The 15,687-nt window shown below is 69.8% G+C and carries 18 protein-coding genes; 10 read left to right on the top strand and 8 right to left on the bottom strand.

Translation table 11 applies throughout. The features are described 5' to 3' along the window. Nucleotides 1–49: 49 nt before the first annotated feature. The 6 genes from pseB (at nt 50) to Q0Z83_RS41680 (ending at nt 6,200) form a co-directional block, all read left to right on the top strand. The gene (gene pseB / locus Q0Z83_RS41655) at nt 50–1,030 is read left to right on the top strand and encodes a UDP-N-acetylglucosamine 4,6-dehydratase (inverting) (protein WP_317788935.1); all 981 of its coding nucleotides are present in this window, start codon (nt 50–52) and stop codon (nt 1,028–1,030) included. Further along, complete coding sequence (locus Q0Z83_RS41660) at nt 1,030–2,154, top strand: DegT/DnrJ/EryC1/StrS family aminotransferase (protein WP_317788936.1); 1,125 nt, start codon at nt 1,030–1,032, stop codon at nt 2,152–2,154. Before pseB ends, Q0Z83_RS41660 begins: the two co-directional genes overlap by 1 nt. A 3-nt stretch (nt 2,155–2,157) precedes the next feature. Beyond that, nucleotides 2,158–2,967 (top strand): hypothetical protein, encoded by an 810-nt coding sequence (locus Q0Z83_RS41665; protein WP_317788937.1) that lies wholly within the window; start codon nt 2,158–2,160, stop codon nt 2,965–2,967. Further along, complete coding sequence (locus Q0Z83_RS41670) at nt 2,964–4,394, top strand: methyltransferase domain-containing protein (protein WP_317788939.1); 1,431 nt, start codon at nt 2,964–2,966, stop codon at nt 4,392–4,394. The genes Q0Z83_RS41665 and Q0Z83_RS41670 overlap by 4 nt, the downstream gene beginning before the upstream one ends. Next, nucleotides 4,388–5,116, top strand: coding sequence for a glycosyltransferase family protein (locus Q0Z83_RS41675; RefSeq protein WP_317797261.1), 729 nt, complete (start codon nt 4,388–4,390; stop codon nt 5,114–5,116). The genes Q0Z83_RS41670 and Q0Z83_RS41675 overlap by 7 nt, the downstream gene beginning before the upstream one ends. An 85-nt stretch (nt 5,117–5,201) precedes the next feature. Beyond that, nucleotides 5,202–6,200, top strand: a complete 999-nt coding sequence (locus Q0Z83_RS41680; protein ID WP_317788940.1) for a PseG/SpsG family protein — start codon at nt 5,202–5,204, stop codon at nt 6,198–6,200. Here Q0Z83_RS41680 and Q0Z83_RS41685 read toward each other — a convergent pair. Beyond that, on the bottom strand, nt 6,187–7,200 hold the full coding sequence (locus Q0Z83_RS41685) for an NADPH:quinone reductase (protein ID WP_317788941.1): 1,014 nt from the start codon (nt 7,198–7,200) through the stop codon (nt 6,187–6,189). The two genes, Q0Z83_RS41680 and Q0Z83_RS41685, sit on opposite strands and share 14 nt — an antisense overlap. Nucleotides 7,201–7,283: 83 nt before the next feature. Here Q0Z83_RS41685 and Q0Z83_RS41690 point away from each other — a divergent pair, with 83 nt between their 5' ends. Beyond that, nucleotides 7,284–7,757, top strand: a complete 474-nt coding sequence (locus Q0Z83_RS41690; RefSeq protein ID WP_317788942.1) for a response regulator transcription factor — start codon at nt 7,284–7,286, stop codon at nt 7,755–7,757. On the opposite strand, the gene Q0Z83_RS41695 is transcribed toward Q0Z83_RS41690, so the two are convergent. From Q0Z83_RS41695 to Q0Z83_RS41710, 4 genes are all read right to left on the bottom strand, one after another. Further along, the gene (locus Q0Z83_RS41695) at nt 7,758–8,780 is read right to left on the bottom strand and encodes a S66 family peptidase (protein ID WP_317788943.1); all 1,023 of its coding nucleotides are present in this window, start codon (nt 8,778–8,780) and stop codon (nt 7,758–7,760) included. A 40-nt stretch (nt 8,781–8,820) separates the two neighbouring features. Then, entirely contained in the window at nt 8,821–9,546 is a 726-nt protein-coding gene (locus Q0Z83_RS41700; protein WP_317788944.1) for a zf-HC2 domain-containing protein, read from the bottom strand. Further along, nucleotides 9,543–10,064 carry a sigma-70 family RNA polymerase sigma factor gene (locus tag Q0Z83_RS41705; protein WP_093620254.1) on the bottom strand — a complete coding sequence of 174 codons (522 nt, stop codon included), beginning with the start codon at nt 10,062–10,064 and terminating at the stop codon, nt 9,543–9,545. The genes Q0Z83_RS41700 and Q0Z83_RS41705 overlap by 4 nt, the downstream gene beginning before the upstream one ends. 151 nt (nt 10,065–10,215) lie before the next feature. Beyond that, nucleotides 10,216–11,322 carry a neprosin family prolyl endopeptidase gene (locus Q0Z83_RS41710; protein WP_317788945.1) on the bottom strand — a complete coding sequence of 369 codons (1,107 nt, stop codon included), beginning with the start codon at nt 11,320–11,322 and terminating at the stop codon, nt 10,216–10,218. A 346-nt stretch (nt 11,323–11,668) separates the two neighbouring features. On the opposite strand from Q0Z83_RS41710, the gene Q0Z83_RS41715 reads away from it, so the two are divergent. Next, entirely contained in the window at nt 11,669–12,124 is a 456-nt protein-coding gene (locus tag Q0Z83_RS41715) for a cysteine dioxygenase (RefSeq protein ID WP_317788946.1), read from the top strand. Nucleotides 12,125–12,128: 4 nt separating this feature from the next. On the opposite strand, the gene Q0Z83_RS41720 is transcribed toward Q0Z83_RS41715, so the two are convergent. The 3 genes from Q0Z83_RS41720 to Q0Z83_RS41730 form a co-directional block, all read right to left on the bottom strand. After that, nucleotides 12,129–12,692: a hypothetical protein gene (locus tag Q0Z83_RS41720; RefSeq protein ID WP_317788947.1), complete on the bottom strand. Its 564-nt coding sequence runs from the start codon at nt 12,690–12,692 to the stop codon at nt 12,129–12,131. 51 nt (nt 12,693–12,743) lie between these two features. Beyond that, nucleotides 12,744–13,109, bottom strand: coding sequence for an Atu4866 domain-containing protein (locus tag Q0Z83_RS41725; protein WP_317788949.1), 366 nt, complete (start codon nt 13,107–13,109; stop codon nt 12,744–12,746). 118 nt (nt 13,110–13,227) lie between these two features. Next, nucleotides 13,228–13,791, bottom strand: coding sequence for a TetR/AcrR family transcriptional regulator (locus tag Q0Z83_RS41730; RefSeq protein WP_378079330.1), 564 nt, complete (start codon nt 13,789–13,791; stop codon nt 13,228–13,230). A gap of 223 nt (nt 13,792–14,014) precedes the next feature. Between Q0Z83_RS41730 and Q0Z83_RS41735 the strand changes: the two genes are divergently transcribed. After that, the gene (locus Q0Z83_RS41735; protein WP_317788951.1) at nt 14,015–14,911 is read left to right on the top strand and encodes an ABC transporter permease; all 897 of its coding nucleotides are present in this window, start codon (nt 14,015–14,017) and stop codon (nt 14,909–14,911) included. Next, the gene (locus tag Q0Z83_RS41740; RefSeq protein ID WP_317788952.1) at nt 14,904–15,674 is read left to right on the top strand and encodes an ABC transporter ATP-binding protein; all 771 of its coding nucleotides are present in this window, start codon (nt 14,904–14,906) and stop codon (nt 15,672–15,674) included. Before Q0Z83_RS41735 ends, Q0Z83_RS41740 begins: the two co-directional genes overlap by 8 nt. Nucleotides 15,675–15,687: the final 13 nt, after the last annotated feature.

Genomic DNA, 15,687 nt, shown 5'->3' on the forward strand with positions numbered 1-15,687 from the left:
GGCTGGTTATGCTTCCGCCTCGTAACCCCCTGAACCCCCGGAGAATCTCGTGTCTGAACTCGCCGGCTCCTCGATCCTTGTCACCGGCTCGACCGGTTCCTTCGGCAAGGCTTTCCTGAAGTACGCGCTGACTCACCTCGACCCGTCCCGCATCGTGGTGTTCTCCCGTGACGAGCTGAAGCAGTACGAGGTCCGCCAGATGTTCGGCGACGACCCGCGTCTGCGCTTCTTCATCGGCGACATCCGGGACGAGAAGCGTCTCGACCGGGCCATGCACGGCATCGACTACGTGGTGCACGCGGCCGCCCTCAAGCAGGTCGACACCGCCGAGTACAACCCGTCGGAATTCGTCGCGACGAACATCAACGGCACCCAGAACGTGATCGACGCGGCCATCAACCACGGGGTCAAGAAGGTCGTCGCGCTCTCCACCGACAAGGCGTCCAGCCCGATCAACCTGTACGGCGCGACCAAGCTCGCCGCCGACAAGATCGTGATCGCCGGCAACCACTACGCGGCCACCCACCCGACCCGGCTGGCCGTGGTCCGCTACGGCAACGTGATGGGCTCCCGCGGCTCGGTCGTCCCGTTCTTCCGCAAGCTCGCGGAGGAGGGCAAGAGCCTGCCGATCACCGACAAGCGGATGACCCGGTTCTGGATCACCCTGGACCAGGCGGTCAAGTTCGTCGTCGACTCGTTCGACGTGATGCAGGGCGGCGAACTGTACGTCCCGCGGATCCCGAGCATGCGGATCATGGATCTGGTCGAGGCGGTCGCGCCCGGTGCCGGCACCCACGAGATGGGCATGCGCCCCGGCGAGAAACTGCACGAGGAGATGATCGCCGCCGACGACAGCCGCCGCACGCTGCGGTTCAAAGACCGCTACGTGGTCCAGCCGGTCGTCGCGAGCTGGGGTTACGAGACCCCGCTCGGCGGCGAGGAGGTTCCGGACGGCTTCAACTACCGCTCGGACAACAACGACCTGTGGCTCTCGGTCGACGAGATGCGCGACCTCCTCGCGGAGGACTGATGCTGCCCTACGGACGACAGTCGATCGACGCCGCCGATGTGGAGGCGGTCGTCGCGGCGCTGGGCAGTGACTGGCTCACCACCGGGCCCCGGGTCGCGCGGTTCGAGGCCGACATCGAGGCGGTCGCCGGGGCGCCCGCGGTCACCGTCACCAACGGGACCACGGCGCTGCACGCGGCGTACGCGGCGGCCGGTGTCGGACGCGGCGACGAGGTGATCACCACGCCGATGACGTTCGTGGCCACCGCATCGGGCGCGGCCATGCTCGGCGCCGAGGTGATCTTCGCGGACATCGAGGAGGACACCGCCAACCTCGACCCGGCCGCGGTCGACGCCGTGGTGACCACCCGCACGAAGGTGATCACGGCGGTCGACTACGCCGGTGTGCCGGCCGACTACGACCGGCTGCGGAAGATCACCGACAGCGCCGGAGCGATCCTGGTCGGCGACGCGGCACACTCGATCGGATCCACCTACCGCGGGCGCCCGGTCGGCACCCTCGCCGATCTCACCACGTTCTCGTTCTTCCCGACCAAGAACCTCACCACGGGCGAGGGCGGGGCGGTCGTCTCCACCCGGCCGGAGCTGATCGAGCGGCTGCGGGACTTCCGAACCGTCGGATCGGTGCGCGACCCGGAACGCCTGCGTCGTACCGACGAGGGCGGCTGGTACTACGAGGTGCAGGAGTTCGGCCTCAACTACCGGCTGCCGGACGTGCTGTGCGCGCTGGGCTCGGCTCAACTGCGCCGGCTCGGCGACTTCAAGGCTAGGCGCGCGCGGCTGACGGCACGCTACGACGAGCTTCTCGCCGATGTTCCCGGCCTGCGCCTTCCGGCGCGGCGTCCCGACGTGGACCCGATCCGACACCTCTATCCGGTACGAGTACTCGACGGCCGCCGACGCGAGGTGTACGACAGGCTGCGCGCCGCCGGGATCGGAGTGCAGGTCAACTACATCCCGGTCTACTGGCACCCGGTCTTCGAGGACCTCGGATACCGCCGTGGCATGTGCCCGGTCGCCGAGGCCTTCTACGCCGAGGAACTGTCCCTGCCCCTCTTCTACGACCTGAGCGACTCCGACCAGGACCGCGTCGTCGACACACTGCGCGGGATTCTCGGGAGCTAGCGGGTGCACCACGGGAACCACTTCTACGGGCACGCGCACGTGCTGGCCGGGTACTGCGGACTGGACCCGGCCAGTCCGCCGCGCATCGACGGATACCTCCAGCACGGGTGGAACGTGGTCGACGGGCTGGGCGGCGGCACACCGTACGCCCCGGGCAGCACGATCTTCGTGTGGTCCGAACGGACCCGCCGCCGTGCCTGGTCGATGAACCGTCCGCTGGCCACCGTGATCGGCGCCCCCTTCCTCTACCTGCTGCGCTCCGAACCGGACGGTGCCTCGACGGGCACCCGGGAGGGGACGATCTGGTACCCGTTCCACGGGTGGGAGGGACAGAAGGTCAGCGGTGACCACCACCGGCTGATCGACGAGATCACCGCGAACGAGAGCGGCCCGATCACGTTCTGCCTGTACTGGAACGAGTTCGAGGACAACCGGATCCGGGCACTCTACGAACGGGCCGGGCGAGTCGTCTGCCACGGCTACCGCGGGTACATGCGGATGCGGACCGACGCGAACTTCCTCCGCGGCCAGCTCGCCGAACTGCGGCGACACCGGCGGGTGGCATCCAATCGGCTGAGCACCGCGATCTTCTACGGCGTCGCGGCCGGTTGCGAGCCCGCGGTGTACGGCGACCCGATGCACCTGGACGAAGAGGACACTCCCACGGCTGACCGGATCCGGCGGGAGTGGTCCGAGCTGCACGGCGCGGCACCCGATCCGGAGACCGCCCGGGCGATCGTGCTCGCCGAGCTGGGTGACGGCTACCTGGCCTCGCCGGCCGAACTGCGCGCGATCCTGGGATGGGCCGCATGATCCGGATGATCGGCGGCGAGATGCCGGAGTACGCCGAGGAGCACCCACCGGTCGGCGGCCTCCTCCTGCGGCACCTGCTGGACCGCCTGCCCACTGGAATCCGGGTGCTGGTCGCCGGCCCACACGACCCCGCGCTGATCGGCGCGCTGGCCGGCCGCCGGGACGTGACCTGCCTGGTCCGGTCCCAGCCGGACGCCGCCGCGATCCCCGATGTCCCGGTGCTCTGCGGCACCCTGTCCAAGCTCACCGACGCCGACCGGTACGACGTGGTGATCGCCCTCGACGGCGTCGGCCGGCTCTGCTCCCCCGAGGACACCCCGCTCGACTGGGCCGAATCGGTACGCGTCCTGGCCCGTGCCCTGCGCCCCGGCGGCACTCTGCTGCTCACCGTCGAGAACGAGCTGGGTGTGCACCGGCTCGTCGACCCCGGCGATCCGGCCTCGTCCCGTAGCGCGGACGCCTGGCACACCCTCGGCGAGTTGAGTGACACACCCGGCCGCCCGGACCGGTTGGCCGCCGCGCTCGCCGCCGAGGGTCTGCCGGTCACCGCCCTGGCCGCCGCCTGGCCGTTCCCGCAGAGCCCATCACTGCTGATCACCCCGGAAGCGCTGGCCGACGGGCCACTCGATGCGCTCGCCGCCCTGGCCGCGGCGGCGGTCTCCGCCGGCTACCCGGGCCGACCCGTCCTCACTGATCCACGCCGGCTGGCCGCCGCGGCCGTACGCCGCGGAATCGGCGCCGAACTGGCCCCGGCCTGGCTGGTCGTCGCCCAGCGGTCCACCCGCCCGGGTCAGACCGCCGTCTCTCTGCCACCCGCGCTGATCGCCGGCCCGTCCGGCACCGTGACCGAGGTGGTCGGCGGGTCGCTTCCGGGTGGGCGGCTGCTGGAGGAACGGTTGCTCACCGCGGCGCTCGGGCACGACCTGCCGGTGCTGCGCCGGCTGCTCACCGGCTGGATGACCGAACTGCCGATGGCCGGCGCCGGCAACGTGCTGGTGGACGGCGACCGGTATGTCCGGCTGGACCCGGCCGTACCGGATCAGCCGGACGCGCTGGCCCGGTTCGCGCACACGCTCCTCGACGGCGGCTACCACCACCCGTGGCCGGGCGTCACCGATGTGGCCCGGATGATCGCCGTGCTCGCCGGAGCGGCCGGACTCGACACCGTCCCGGAACCGTCGGGCAGCGCCGGACCACCCGGCCGGCGCGAGCAGGAGGCCCAGCTCAGCGCGCTCCGCGAACGGCTCGCCGACGCCGAGGACCGCTGCCGGTTCTTCGAGATCGAGCTGGCCAAGCGCGAGGCCGAACTGGGCCGCGCCAAGACACAGATCGCCGCGTTCAGCGGCAACCTCGGCTATCGCGCCGCCAAGGCCGGGCTCGTCCTGGCCCGCGCCGCCCGCAATCGCATCCGAAAAGGACGATCATGAGCACCCTCGGCATCATTCAGGCCCGGATGGGCTCCACCCGGCTGCCCGGCAAAGTGCTGCGCGACCTGGGCGGACGCTCCGTCCTCGACCGGGTGGTCCGGGCCGCCCGGGCCAGCGGGGTCGTCGACGACCTGGTCGTGGCGACCACGGTCCTGGCCGACGACGACGCGGTCGAGGCGGAGTGTGCGGCGATCGGGGTGGACTGCTACCGCGGCCCGGTCGACGACGTGCTCACCCGGTTCCTCGGCGTGCTGGAGACCCGGACCGTCGACGACGTGCTCCGGTTCACCGCCGACTGCCCGCTGCTCGACCCCCGGCTGGTCGCCCGGGCCTACCGGGTGTTCGCGGCGGCCGACGTCGACTACCTGACCACGTCGATCATGCGGACCCTGCCGCGCGGCCTGGACGTCGAGGTGGTCCGGGCGTCGGTGCTCAAGGAGATCGACAAGCTGGCGTACGACCACCACCGCACCCACGTGACGTCGTACATCTACACCCACCCCGGGGACTTCGACCTGATCGGCCTGACCGTGCAGCCGGACATGTCGTACCTGCGGCTCACCCTGGACACCGAGGACGACTGGCAGCTGATCGAGGCGATCGTCGACCACTTCGGTGACGCGCCGCTCGCGATCCGGGAGATCGCCGACTGGCTCGGTGGCCAACCGGAGCTGGCCGAGCTCAACGCGCACATCATGCAGAAGGACCTGGAGCAGGCATGATCGACTGCACCGAGTGGCAGCCTCCGGCACCCATCCCTGAACGCCGCAGACGAGGGCCGGGAGAGCATGCCCAGGCAGGCACAGCATGATCTCGGTCGGGATCCGGTGTGATGCGGGGGCCCGGACCGGGGTGGGTCATCTCGTGCGCTGTGTGGCCCTCGCCGAGGAGTTGACCTCGCGCGGAGTCGGCGTGCACTTCCTCAGCGATCTCGGTGGGGTGGCGTGGGCCGAGGCGCAGCTCGAGCAGCGTGGGTTGCCCTGGCATCCGGCGCCGTACGACGAGGTCGGCCTGGTCTCGGCGGTTCAGCGGCTCGGGCTCGACGCGCTGGTGATCGACTCGTACACGCTGCCGCCGGCACACAGCAAGGCGGTCCGGGCGGCCGGGACACCGGTGCTGGCCATCGTGGACGGTGACCCGCGGGGCCAGGACGCGGACATCTACGTCGATCAGAACCTCGATGCCGTGCTCGACTCCGGGACGATCCGCCTGGCCGGGCTCGACTATGCGCTTCTGCGTTCATCGGTGCGCCGGCTCCGACCTCAGGCCGCACCGGTGAGCGCGTTCGACCGTACCCCCAAGGTCGTCGCCTTTTTCGGTGGAACCGACGCCTACCGTGCCGCGCCGCAGATCGCGCGGCTGCTCACGGCCGCCGCGGCGCCCTTCGAAGCGATCGTCGTCGCCGCTGACGCGACGTTGCGCGCCGAACTGCTCGCGGTCCCGGCCGGCGAAGGCCAACGGTTCGAGATCATCGATCCGACCGATCGGCTCCCCGAGCTGCTCGCCGACGCCGACCTGGTGGTCAGCGCCAGCGGCACCTCGACGTGGGAACTGCTCTGCCTGGGCCGGGCCGCCGCGCTGGTCCAGGTGGTCGACAATCAGATCCAGGGGTACGAGCGGACGATCGCCCGTGGCTACGCGGCGGGCCTGGGCCGTCTCGGCGCGTTCGACGAGAACGCCGTGACCACGCTGCGTCGTCTGCTGCTGAAGCCCGGCGAACGGACCGCCCTGGCCGTCCGAGGATGGGCCGCAGTCGACGGCCGTGGGGTCGAACGAGTCGCGGACGCCCTGCTCAGGGGTTTGTGACGGTGATGACGACCTTGCCGACGGCGTGGTTCTCCACGGCTTCGTGCGCCTCCGCGACCCGCTCCAGCGGGAAGCGGAGGATCGGCAGCCCGGCCTCCTCGCCGACCCGGAAGGCGCCCGCGTTGACGGCTTCGGCGACCGCCGCGACCGCGTTCGCCTTCTCCTCGGGCGTGGTCGTGTAGGTCAGCACGAAGTCGAGGCTCGCGTTCTTCAGCATCGCCTTGAAGCTGGGCACACTGAACTTCCCGCCCACGTAGATCGCGATGTTGCCACCCGGTGCGAGCACGTCCAGGTCGGTGTCGAGGTTGTCGGTGTTCACCTCGACGATCAGGCGCGGCCCCGCCGGGCAGACGTCATGTACCCGGGCCACCACGTCCTCCTCCCGGTAGTCGATCACCGTGTCGGCTCCGGCGGCCATCGCGAGGACCGCCTTCTCCTTCGAACTGACCGTGGTGAGCACGGTGGCGCCGGCCCACTTGGCCAGCTGGATCGCCGCGTTACCGACCGCGCCCGCACCGCCGGCGACCAGCACGGTCCAGCCGTCCAGGGCGCCCGGCGCCAGTCGGTCCGGCCCGTCCGCGGCCACGGTCAGACAGCGGTGTGCGGTCAGCGCCGGAATGCCCAGATCTGCACCGACCTCGAACGGAATGTCATCGTTCATCCGCACCACCTGGTGGCGGGGCAGCACCACGTACTCCTGGGCGGTGCCGTTCTCCCGGCCGTAGCCGGCGTCCCACACCCACACCCGATCGCCCGGCTCCAGGTCGGCCACGCCGACCCCCAGCGCGTCGACCACGCCCGCGCCGTCCTGGTTCGGCACCCGGGGTGGGGACACCCCGTCCGGCACGCCACGGCCCGCCCTCGTCCCGGTGTCGGTCGGGTTCACCGCGGACAGCACGATCCGGACACGCACCTCCCCGGCGCCGGCCAGCGGCAGCTCACGGTCGACGATCTGCAGCACGGAGGCGGGGCCCGGTTCGGCGAAAACGGCAGCACGCATACCCCCACCCTATTCGCGCTCAGCGGCCCCGCCGGGTTGCCGAACAGTAGTAACGGCAGTCCGCTGATTTCTCGGAGGTATCCGTGCCCACCGTGTTGATCGCCGACGACGAGGTCGACCATCGAGAGTTACTGACACTCGCCCTGCATCGGCTCGGCTACGACGTGGTGACCGCCGGCGACGCGTCCGGCGCCCTGGCTCGGCTGGCCGTGGGCGGCATCGACGCCGCCCTGATCGACGTGCGGATGCCCGGCGGCTCCGGCATCGAGCTGTGCCGCCAGATCCGCGGCTCGGCCGAGACCGAGATGCTGCCGATCATGGTGATCAGCGCCGACGTGCACCGCCACCAGATCATGACCGCGTTGCACGCCGGCGCCGACGACTTCCTGCCCAAGCCGTTCAGTCGGGCCCAGCTCACCGCCCGCCTGGAGGCGCTGCTGAAGACCCGCCCGAGTGCCGCCGCCCGATCGGCCGCGGCGGCTCGGGCCGCCCTGCTGGCGACCCGTCACGCCCTCATCGAGGAGGCCTCGGCCGTGCCCTACCGGCACACCGCCTGATCAGTAGGCCGCGGTGATCCGCCGGGCCGGGCCGTCGACGGTGATCCGGCCGCCGTAGGGCAGCACCCACTGCGGTGCGGTGTGCCCGAAATCGACCCCGAAGACCACCATCGCCTCCGGGTTGTACATGGCCATCGCCTGGAGCACGGCGTCCCGCTGCTCGGCACGGTAGGTCGCACGCTGCTCGACCGGCCGCGGATCGAACAGGGCGGTGCCCTTCGCGGTCGCCACCAGCACCGCCGGGAACTGCCGCAACAGCCCACGCTCACCCGCGTTGCGCAGCATGGTGAAGACCTCCTTGGCCGACGGCATCTCCTCCGACGTCTCCAGGAGCAGCACCGACTCCGCGTATCGCTCGGCCGGGTGGATCCAGCGGCCGGCGGCCAGGTTCCAGTGCAGGATCTCCAGACAGCCGCCCCAGGACGGGCCGGTCACCACCCGATCCGGCTGGTGCCAGAACCACCCCGGACTCGGAACCGCCGACGGTGACCGGGTGAGCGCCTCGGGCCGGTCCCAGCCCAGTTCCTCCTCGCAGAACGCCTCGACCGGGCGGATCTCCAGCTCGGTCTTCTCGAAGAGGGCTGCCCGCAGGGACGTCAGGTGCTCCGGATCGACGCCGGCGCCACGGGCCAGGTGCACCATGGTCGAACCGCCGTGGAACGCCGGGATCCCGTGGAACCAGAGCCAGTTCAGCAGATTCGTGTTGTCCGAGAAGCCGAAGAACGGCTTCGGATCGGCCCGGAACACCTCGGGGTCGAGGTGCGGCAGCACGGTGATCTGGTCGTTGCCGCCGATCGTGGCGAAAACCGCCCGGATCGACGGGTCGGCCCACGCCGCCGTCAGGTCGGCGGCCCGGTCGGCCGGCGACGCGCCGTGCACGCGGGTGGTCGGGAACTCCACCGGCTCCAGGCCGAGCTCGTCACGGATCCGGCGCAGGCCCAGTTCGTGCACGGCCGGGAAGAGCGCCGGCGCGGCGAACGAGGGCGAGAGGACGGCGACGCGGTCACCGGGGCTGAGTTTCATGCCTGTCATTGAACCCGCCCCGGCAACCGGGTTTCCGCTGTCAGACCGTCGCCGTGCCGAGCACCTTCCCGTCCTTGTCGGTGATCAGGATGGCTTCGACGTCGGCCGCCTTCGTCGAACTGGAGCCGATCAGTTTCGCCTCGCCGGTCGGGGTGTCGCCCCAGACCGCGGCCTGCTCGGTCTGCCCGCTGCGGTTGCGGACCAGGCACAGGAACGGCCCGTTGCCGCTGATCCGGCTCACATCCAGCGACACCTCGACCCCCCACGCCTTCGGAGTGATCTTGGCGTCGCCGGTCAGCCCGCTGCCGGGTGCCGGTTGGAACTGTGCGTTGAGCAGTTGCACGCTGGCCGTCGGCAGCGCTCCCGGGTCGTTGCCGGGCGGGTTGGCGCCGTTGGTGAAGATGCCGTAGGTGACACCCGCGGCGGCGACCAACGTCACCGCGGCGACCGCCAGCCAGCGGGCCCGGTTGACCCGGGTCTCCTTGAACTTCTCCGCCCGCATCCGGCTGAGCAGCGTCTCGATGTTCTGCGAACTCGGCCTGGCGGCCGGACCGACCGCGAGCGCCGCGCTGCCACCGAGATCCCGCGCGTCCGGCATCTTCTGCAGCATCTCCGGTACGGGTGACAGCCGATCCAATTCAGCCCGGCACTCCGCGCAGTCGGCGAGATGGGCATCGAGCAGTTCGGTGTCCGTCTCGTCCAGCCCACCGAGGAGATACCCGCCGAGCAACCTGTGCAGTGTCTGGTGGTCGTCGAGGTCGCTCATCGCAGCATCCCCATCTCCTCGAAGACGGTACGCAGCGCGCGTACGGCGTAATACGCGCGCGATTTCACCGTGCCCTCCGGCACCGAGAGTCTTCGGGCCGCGTCCGCCACGCTCTGGCCCTCGTAGTACATCTGCTGGATCACCGCCCGGTGTTCCGGCGACAGGCGTTCCAGCGCCTCCGCCACCAGCCAGCCTTCCACCATCTGATCAACATTGTCTGCCGACGGCACCGAGTTGACCGCGTTCTCATCGGCGACCAGCTTCGGCCGGCGCTGTTCGGCGCGCCAGGCGTTGGTCACCACGTTGCGAGCGATGGTGAGCAGGTACGACCTGGTCCGTCCCGGTTCCGGGTCGAGGTGGTCGATGTGCTTCCAAGCTCGTAACAGCGTCTCCTGAACCAGGTCCTCCGCCTTGTGCCGGTCATTCACGTACCGGGAGACGAAGTTGATCAGGACGGCATAGTGTTCGGTGTAGAGCGCGGTCATCAGTTGCTCGTCGGGGTTCACCCGTCGCTTCATCGGCGCCAGCTCTCCCCTCGGGTTCGGCCCGGCCACCCGGATGTACATCGTGGCATGTGGACCGGTTCAAGCGTGGCCCGGAAAACCTGGAAAGGTCGATGCCCGGCCCCCGAATCGGGGACCGGGCATCGGTTGTTCACGGGGACGTCGGTCAGGACGCCAGGCAGGCCTTCTTGCGGTCCGCCGTCTCGGGTCCGCCGCCGTACCTCAGCGTCCGGGCGCTCAGCTTGTAGAGCGTGTACTCGGGGGAGCCCAGGGTGTAGGTGGTCGGTTCCGGCGCCGTCGTCGTGCCGATCAGCGAGATGCTGCCGATCCGGGCGGCGGTGGTGTTGGCCAGGCTCCCGGTGGTGCCGTTGCCCATCTGGGTACACGGCACGGTGTTGATCGAGTTCGAGGCGACCTCGCCGTACATCTTGACCGTGGTCGTCTTGGAGAAGTCGATGGTCCAGTGCTTGGCCGGGAAGTAGCCGACCCACTCGGAGTCGTAGGCGATCCACCAGGCGTTGTCGTAGAACTCGATGCCGAACCGCTTCGTGGTGTCCATCGGAAGCGTGTCACCGGGCCGGATGTTCTTGCTGTACTGCTCGAAGCCGCAGCCGTTGTAGCACTGGGGCACGCCGTCGACCCAGGAGTAGACGAACAGGTGCGGGTCGTCGTCGCCGTTGACCACCCGGTCCACCGTCCAGCCGACCTCGACGGCCTGGTCGACCTTGTCCTTGCTCGCCACCACGGCCAGCTCGGCGAGCGTGTGGAAGTCGTCCTTGGCCAGCGTCGGCTTGTGGATGGTCAGGTTGGCGTAGGCGCCCTGGGTCACGACGTCCTGCGAGGCGACGTTGTAGTGGTAGAGCACCTCGGAGTTGGCGGCCGCCTTCGAGTTGATCCCCGGGGGTGCCGGCGGCACTACACTGGTCTCCTCCCGTTTGAGCGTGCTGGTGCGGGAGGAGGTGCGGCCCTTCGGCGCATACGCCTCGCCGGCCTCGGCGCCACTCGCGTCGGGAGCGGCCGCGTCGAGGCCGGACGTCTTGAGCGATCCACTGCTCGCCCCGTCCCGGCCGGTCTGGATGTCCTCGGGCTCGGCGCCCCACGGCAGGCGGGCCGGCGGGGTCGACGCCGGCTCCTCGGCCGGGGCGGAGGAAGCGGGGGCCGGGCTCTCCGGGATCTGCTCCGCGCCCGCGTCGAGAGTCGAGACGATCCCGATGGTGCCGATCACGACTGCGGATATGCCGGCGGCGAGCAGTCCGCGGCGAGACTTCAACACGTGTCCGTCCTCGTTGTCGGGACATCGGAGGAGGGGGCCTCCGGCGGCCGGTTCCGGGCGCGCTGGTCACCATATAGCGTTCACTATTCGGCAGGGACCGTCTGAGCAGCGTATTTCGGCGGAACGGCTGATAGGCCTAGGCCGATCTGGTGACACATCCACCGATTTAGCGCACGGAGTGTGTCGCCCTCGTTGCGGAACGAAGTTTTTCGCACCCTCTCCTGAAAGAGGCAAAGCTCGACAAGCTTCTTTCTCGCGACACCGTGGTCCCGGGGTTCGTCACACGCGGGGGTCGATCATGTGGTAAAACCTATCAGATCTATAGGGTTTATAGAGGAGGACCCCCGTGACGCTCGATCACGTCGCCATCGCTCAGCGCTTCTCCGCGGCCGCCGCCGAGTGGGCCGTCGCGCCCCGGTTCGATCCGGTCGAGCGCTGGTACCACCGGCTCGCGGTGGCCGACGACCATGAGGTCTGGCTGCTCACCTGGATGCCCGGGCAGGGCACCGAGATCCACGACCACGGTGGTTCGGCGGGCGCGTTCCACGTGCACGCCGGGACTCTCGCCGAGGACACCGTGTCGGTCGGCGGCGGCACACCACGTGTCGTGTCGCGGGAACTGGGCGAGGGCGCGAGCCGCCGGTTCGGCAGCCACCACATCCACCGCATCGAGAACCGCTCCGGCCGCCCCGCGGTGAGCGTGCACGTCTACGGCCCGGCGCTGACCAGCATGACCAAATACCGGCTCGGCCCGGACCGTCTGGAGGTGCTGACGGTCGAGCGGGCCGGCACGCAGTGGTGAGCCGCTACTGCGGGTAGACCACGCCGGAACGGCCGCTGTAGAGGTGCCTGGTGCCGTCCCGCTCGCGGCCGGTGTTCGGCGCGTCGAGCCAGACGATGTAGGCGGCACCCGAGGTCAGCCCGGTGATCGTGGTACGCACCGAGCATCCGGTCCCGGCCGGCACGGCCTGCCACACCGGCTCCGGCTGGCGGCCCGACACGACACCCTGCAGCACCGCGGTGACCCGGTAGTTCGAGTTGTACTGGGTCGGCCATTCGACGGTCAGCGATCCGGCGCCCGGCGTCACCTCGACCGGGATCATCACCGGCTCGGTCCGCGGCCAGATCCTGGTGCAGCTCGGGTCCGGCGTCGGCGCGGAGAGCGACACCGTCGGAGTGGCGGTCGGCTTGCCGAAACTCTCCGAGGGCGATGGCGTCGCCCGGCCCTGATCCACCACGATCCACTGCTTGCCGCCGCCGACGGTCGCCGCCGAGTCACCGGTCTCGTCCTTGCCGAGACCGAGCGCGGCACAGCCGCCCAACGTCAGCGAGGCCGCCGCCAGCACGAGCGCGATCCTGGTGTGCCGCATTCATCCCCCCGGGTCGGTGTCCCCCACCCATCGGCGTGCCGGAGCGGCTCCTTAGACACCGGCCGGCCGGAGGCGGTGCCCGGCCATCTCCAGTTCGCCGTCGTGTACGTGCACCGGGGTCTGCAGACCGGAGTCGTCGCGGAGCACCACCGACTCCCCGTCGACCAGGTAGGTGCCGCGAGCCGGGCGACGGCGGCCGGCCACCTCACCCGCGTACGTGCCGTCCCGGCGCAGCTGAAGCTTGACCGTCCCGTCCGGGCTGCGCCAGACGCCCACCACGGCGGCACCGGTGACCACCCTGGGGCGGGTGGCCGCCGGCCCGTTCTGGGCGCCCACCGTGCCACCCAGGGCGATGGCGAGCAGAGAGGCGGCGTCGAGCACGGTGAAGTCGACGTGGGTTTCGCAGGTGGTGGGCATGATCTTCGGGCTCCGGTTCGGTCGGGGTCGGCCTCTCCGGTCGGCACCGACGGCCCGCGCTCCTGGGTTTCCTGAGTTGCGATCAGGAGCGAACCGGTGCGCGTACGGGTGCGAGGGATCAGCCGGTGGCCCGCAGCGCCGCCGTGACCGCGACGGTGAACTTCTCCAGGTAGTCCTCCTCGATCGGCTCCCGGGCCACGGCCAGGCGCCAGTAGAGGGGCCCGAGGATCAGATCGACCGCGACGGCCGGATCGGTACCGGTCGGCAGCTCGCCCCGGGCCACCGCCTGACCGATCAGCTTCTCGCCGACCGCCTGTTGATGGGTGCGCAGGGCACGCTGGAGCGTCTCGGCGATCTGCGGGTTACGGGCGGCCTCGGCCATCAGGTCCGGGATGATCTGAGACGCCATCCGGTGCCGCAGCGCCGTGCTGACGATCATCAGGAGCAGCGACAGGTCGCCGGCGAAACTCCCGGTGTCGGGAAGTGGAACTTTTCGTTCCGCGACATCCGAGATTATCTCCATTACCATTTCGAGCTTGTTGCTCCATCGACGGTAGATGGCCGTCTTGCCGACACCGGCACGACGGGCAACCGCTTCGATGGACAGCCGGCCGTAACCGACCTCAGCCAGCTCGGTCATGACCGCGTTGCGGATCGCCACGGTGATGTCGCCTCGGAGCACCGCCGCTCCGGCAGGTGCGCGCTTAATCGTCGCCACCCGGTCACTATAGCGCTACGACGTAACGGTTGCGTTCCGCCGTTTGGTCAGCTACCGTCACAGCGACGTCGATACGAACCCGTTTCATCGGCGCGGCCGGGGGCCTGTCATGCTGCATGCTGTGTCCTCGCACCAGGCATCGGATCCCGCCGCGCCCCAAGGGCCGACCAGATCGGAGCACCACCCCATGACAGAGACGGCGGTCGCCTCGGCCGACGCCGGCCTCTCCCTCAAGGAGCTGGCCCGGCGCCACGGTTTGAGCGCCTCCGGACGGCTTCCCAGCCTGACGGAGTATTCGCGGACCCTCTGGTCGTACCGGCACTTCATCCGGGCGCACGCCAGCGCGAAGATCACCTCGTCGCTGGGCAACACCAAACTCGGCGCGGTGTGGCAGGTGCTCACCCCGATGATCAACGCCGGCGTCTACTACGTGATCTTCGGCCTGGTCCTGGGCGGCCATCGTGACGTGCCGAACTTCATCGCGTACCTCTGCATCGGTGTTTTCGTCTTCCAGTTCACCCAGTCGGTGGTCCAGACCGGCGCCAACGCGATCACCGGCAACCTCGGCCTGATCCGGGCGCTGCACTTCCCCCGGGCCAGCCTGCCGCTGTCCGCCGCGCTGGTCGAGATCCGCAACTTCATCGTGGCGCTGTTCGTCCTGATGGGGATCGTGCTGCTCACGCGTGTGCCGATCAACCTGGAGTGGCTGCTGCTGGTGCCCCTGCTGCTCCTGCACTCGATCTTCAACCTCGGCCTGGGCCTGTTCATCGCCCGCTACGGTTCCAAGGTCCGCGACGTGAAGCAGCTGATCCCGTTCATCATGCGGTTCTGGCTGTACGGCTCGGCCGTGCTCTACCCGGTCTCCAAGTTCAGCGACGTGCTGAGCGGCTGGCAGCTCCAGGTGGTCGAGGCCAACCCGCTGCTGGTCTTCATCGAGCTGGCCCGGCACGCGCTGCTCACCGACGTGGAGCTGGCCAACACGCCGACCGTGCTGTGGATCCAGGCGACCGTCTGGAGTCTGGTCGTCGGCGTCCTCGGTTACCTCTACTTCTGGCGCGGAGAGAAGGGCTACGGCCGTGGCTGACAACGAGCGGATCCCCACCGTCATCGCCGACGAGGCCCATATCGTCTACAAGATCCACCAGGCCGGCTCGGTCAGCGCCAGCCCGCTCGCCAGCTTCAAGCGCCTCACCACCCGCAGCAAGAACGCGAACATCCGCGAGGTGCACGCGGTCAAGGGTGTGAGCTTCATCGCCTACAAGGGTGAGGCGATCGGCCTGATCGGCACCAACGGCTCGGGCAAGTCGACCCTGCTGCGCGCGGTGGCCGGGCTCCTGCCGGTGTCCAGTGGCGCGATCTACGCGGCCGGCCAGCCCTCGCTGCTGGGTGTCAACGCGGCCCTGATGAACGAGCTGCCCGGCGACCGCAACGTCGAGCTGGGCTGCCTCGCGATGGGCATGTCGCCGGCCGAGGTCGAGGCGAAGCGGGACGCGATCATCGAGTTCTCCGGCATCAACGACAAGGGCGACTTCTCGTCGCTGCCGATGCGGACCTACTCCTCGGGCATGTCGGCCCGGCTCCGGTTCTCCATCGCGGCGGCGAAGAAGCACGACGTGCTGCTGATCGACGAGGCGCTGGCCACCGGTGACGCGAAATTCCGCAAGCGCAGTGAGGCGCGGGTCCGGGAGCTGCGCCAGGAGGCCGGCACGGTGTTCCTGGTCAGCCACAGCGAGCAGTCGATCCGGGACACCTGCGAGCGCTGCATCTGGCTGGAGGCAGGCGTGATCCGGGCCGACGGCCCGACCTCCGAGGTGATGAAGGAGTACGAGGCCTTCACCCGCAGGTGAGGCCCCGCACTCC

The organism is Actinoplanes sichuanensis, assembly GCF_033097365.1.
GTDB lineage: Bacteria > Actinomycetota > Actinomycetes > Mycobacteriales > Micromonosporaceae > Actinoplanes > Actinoplanes sichuanensis.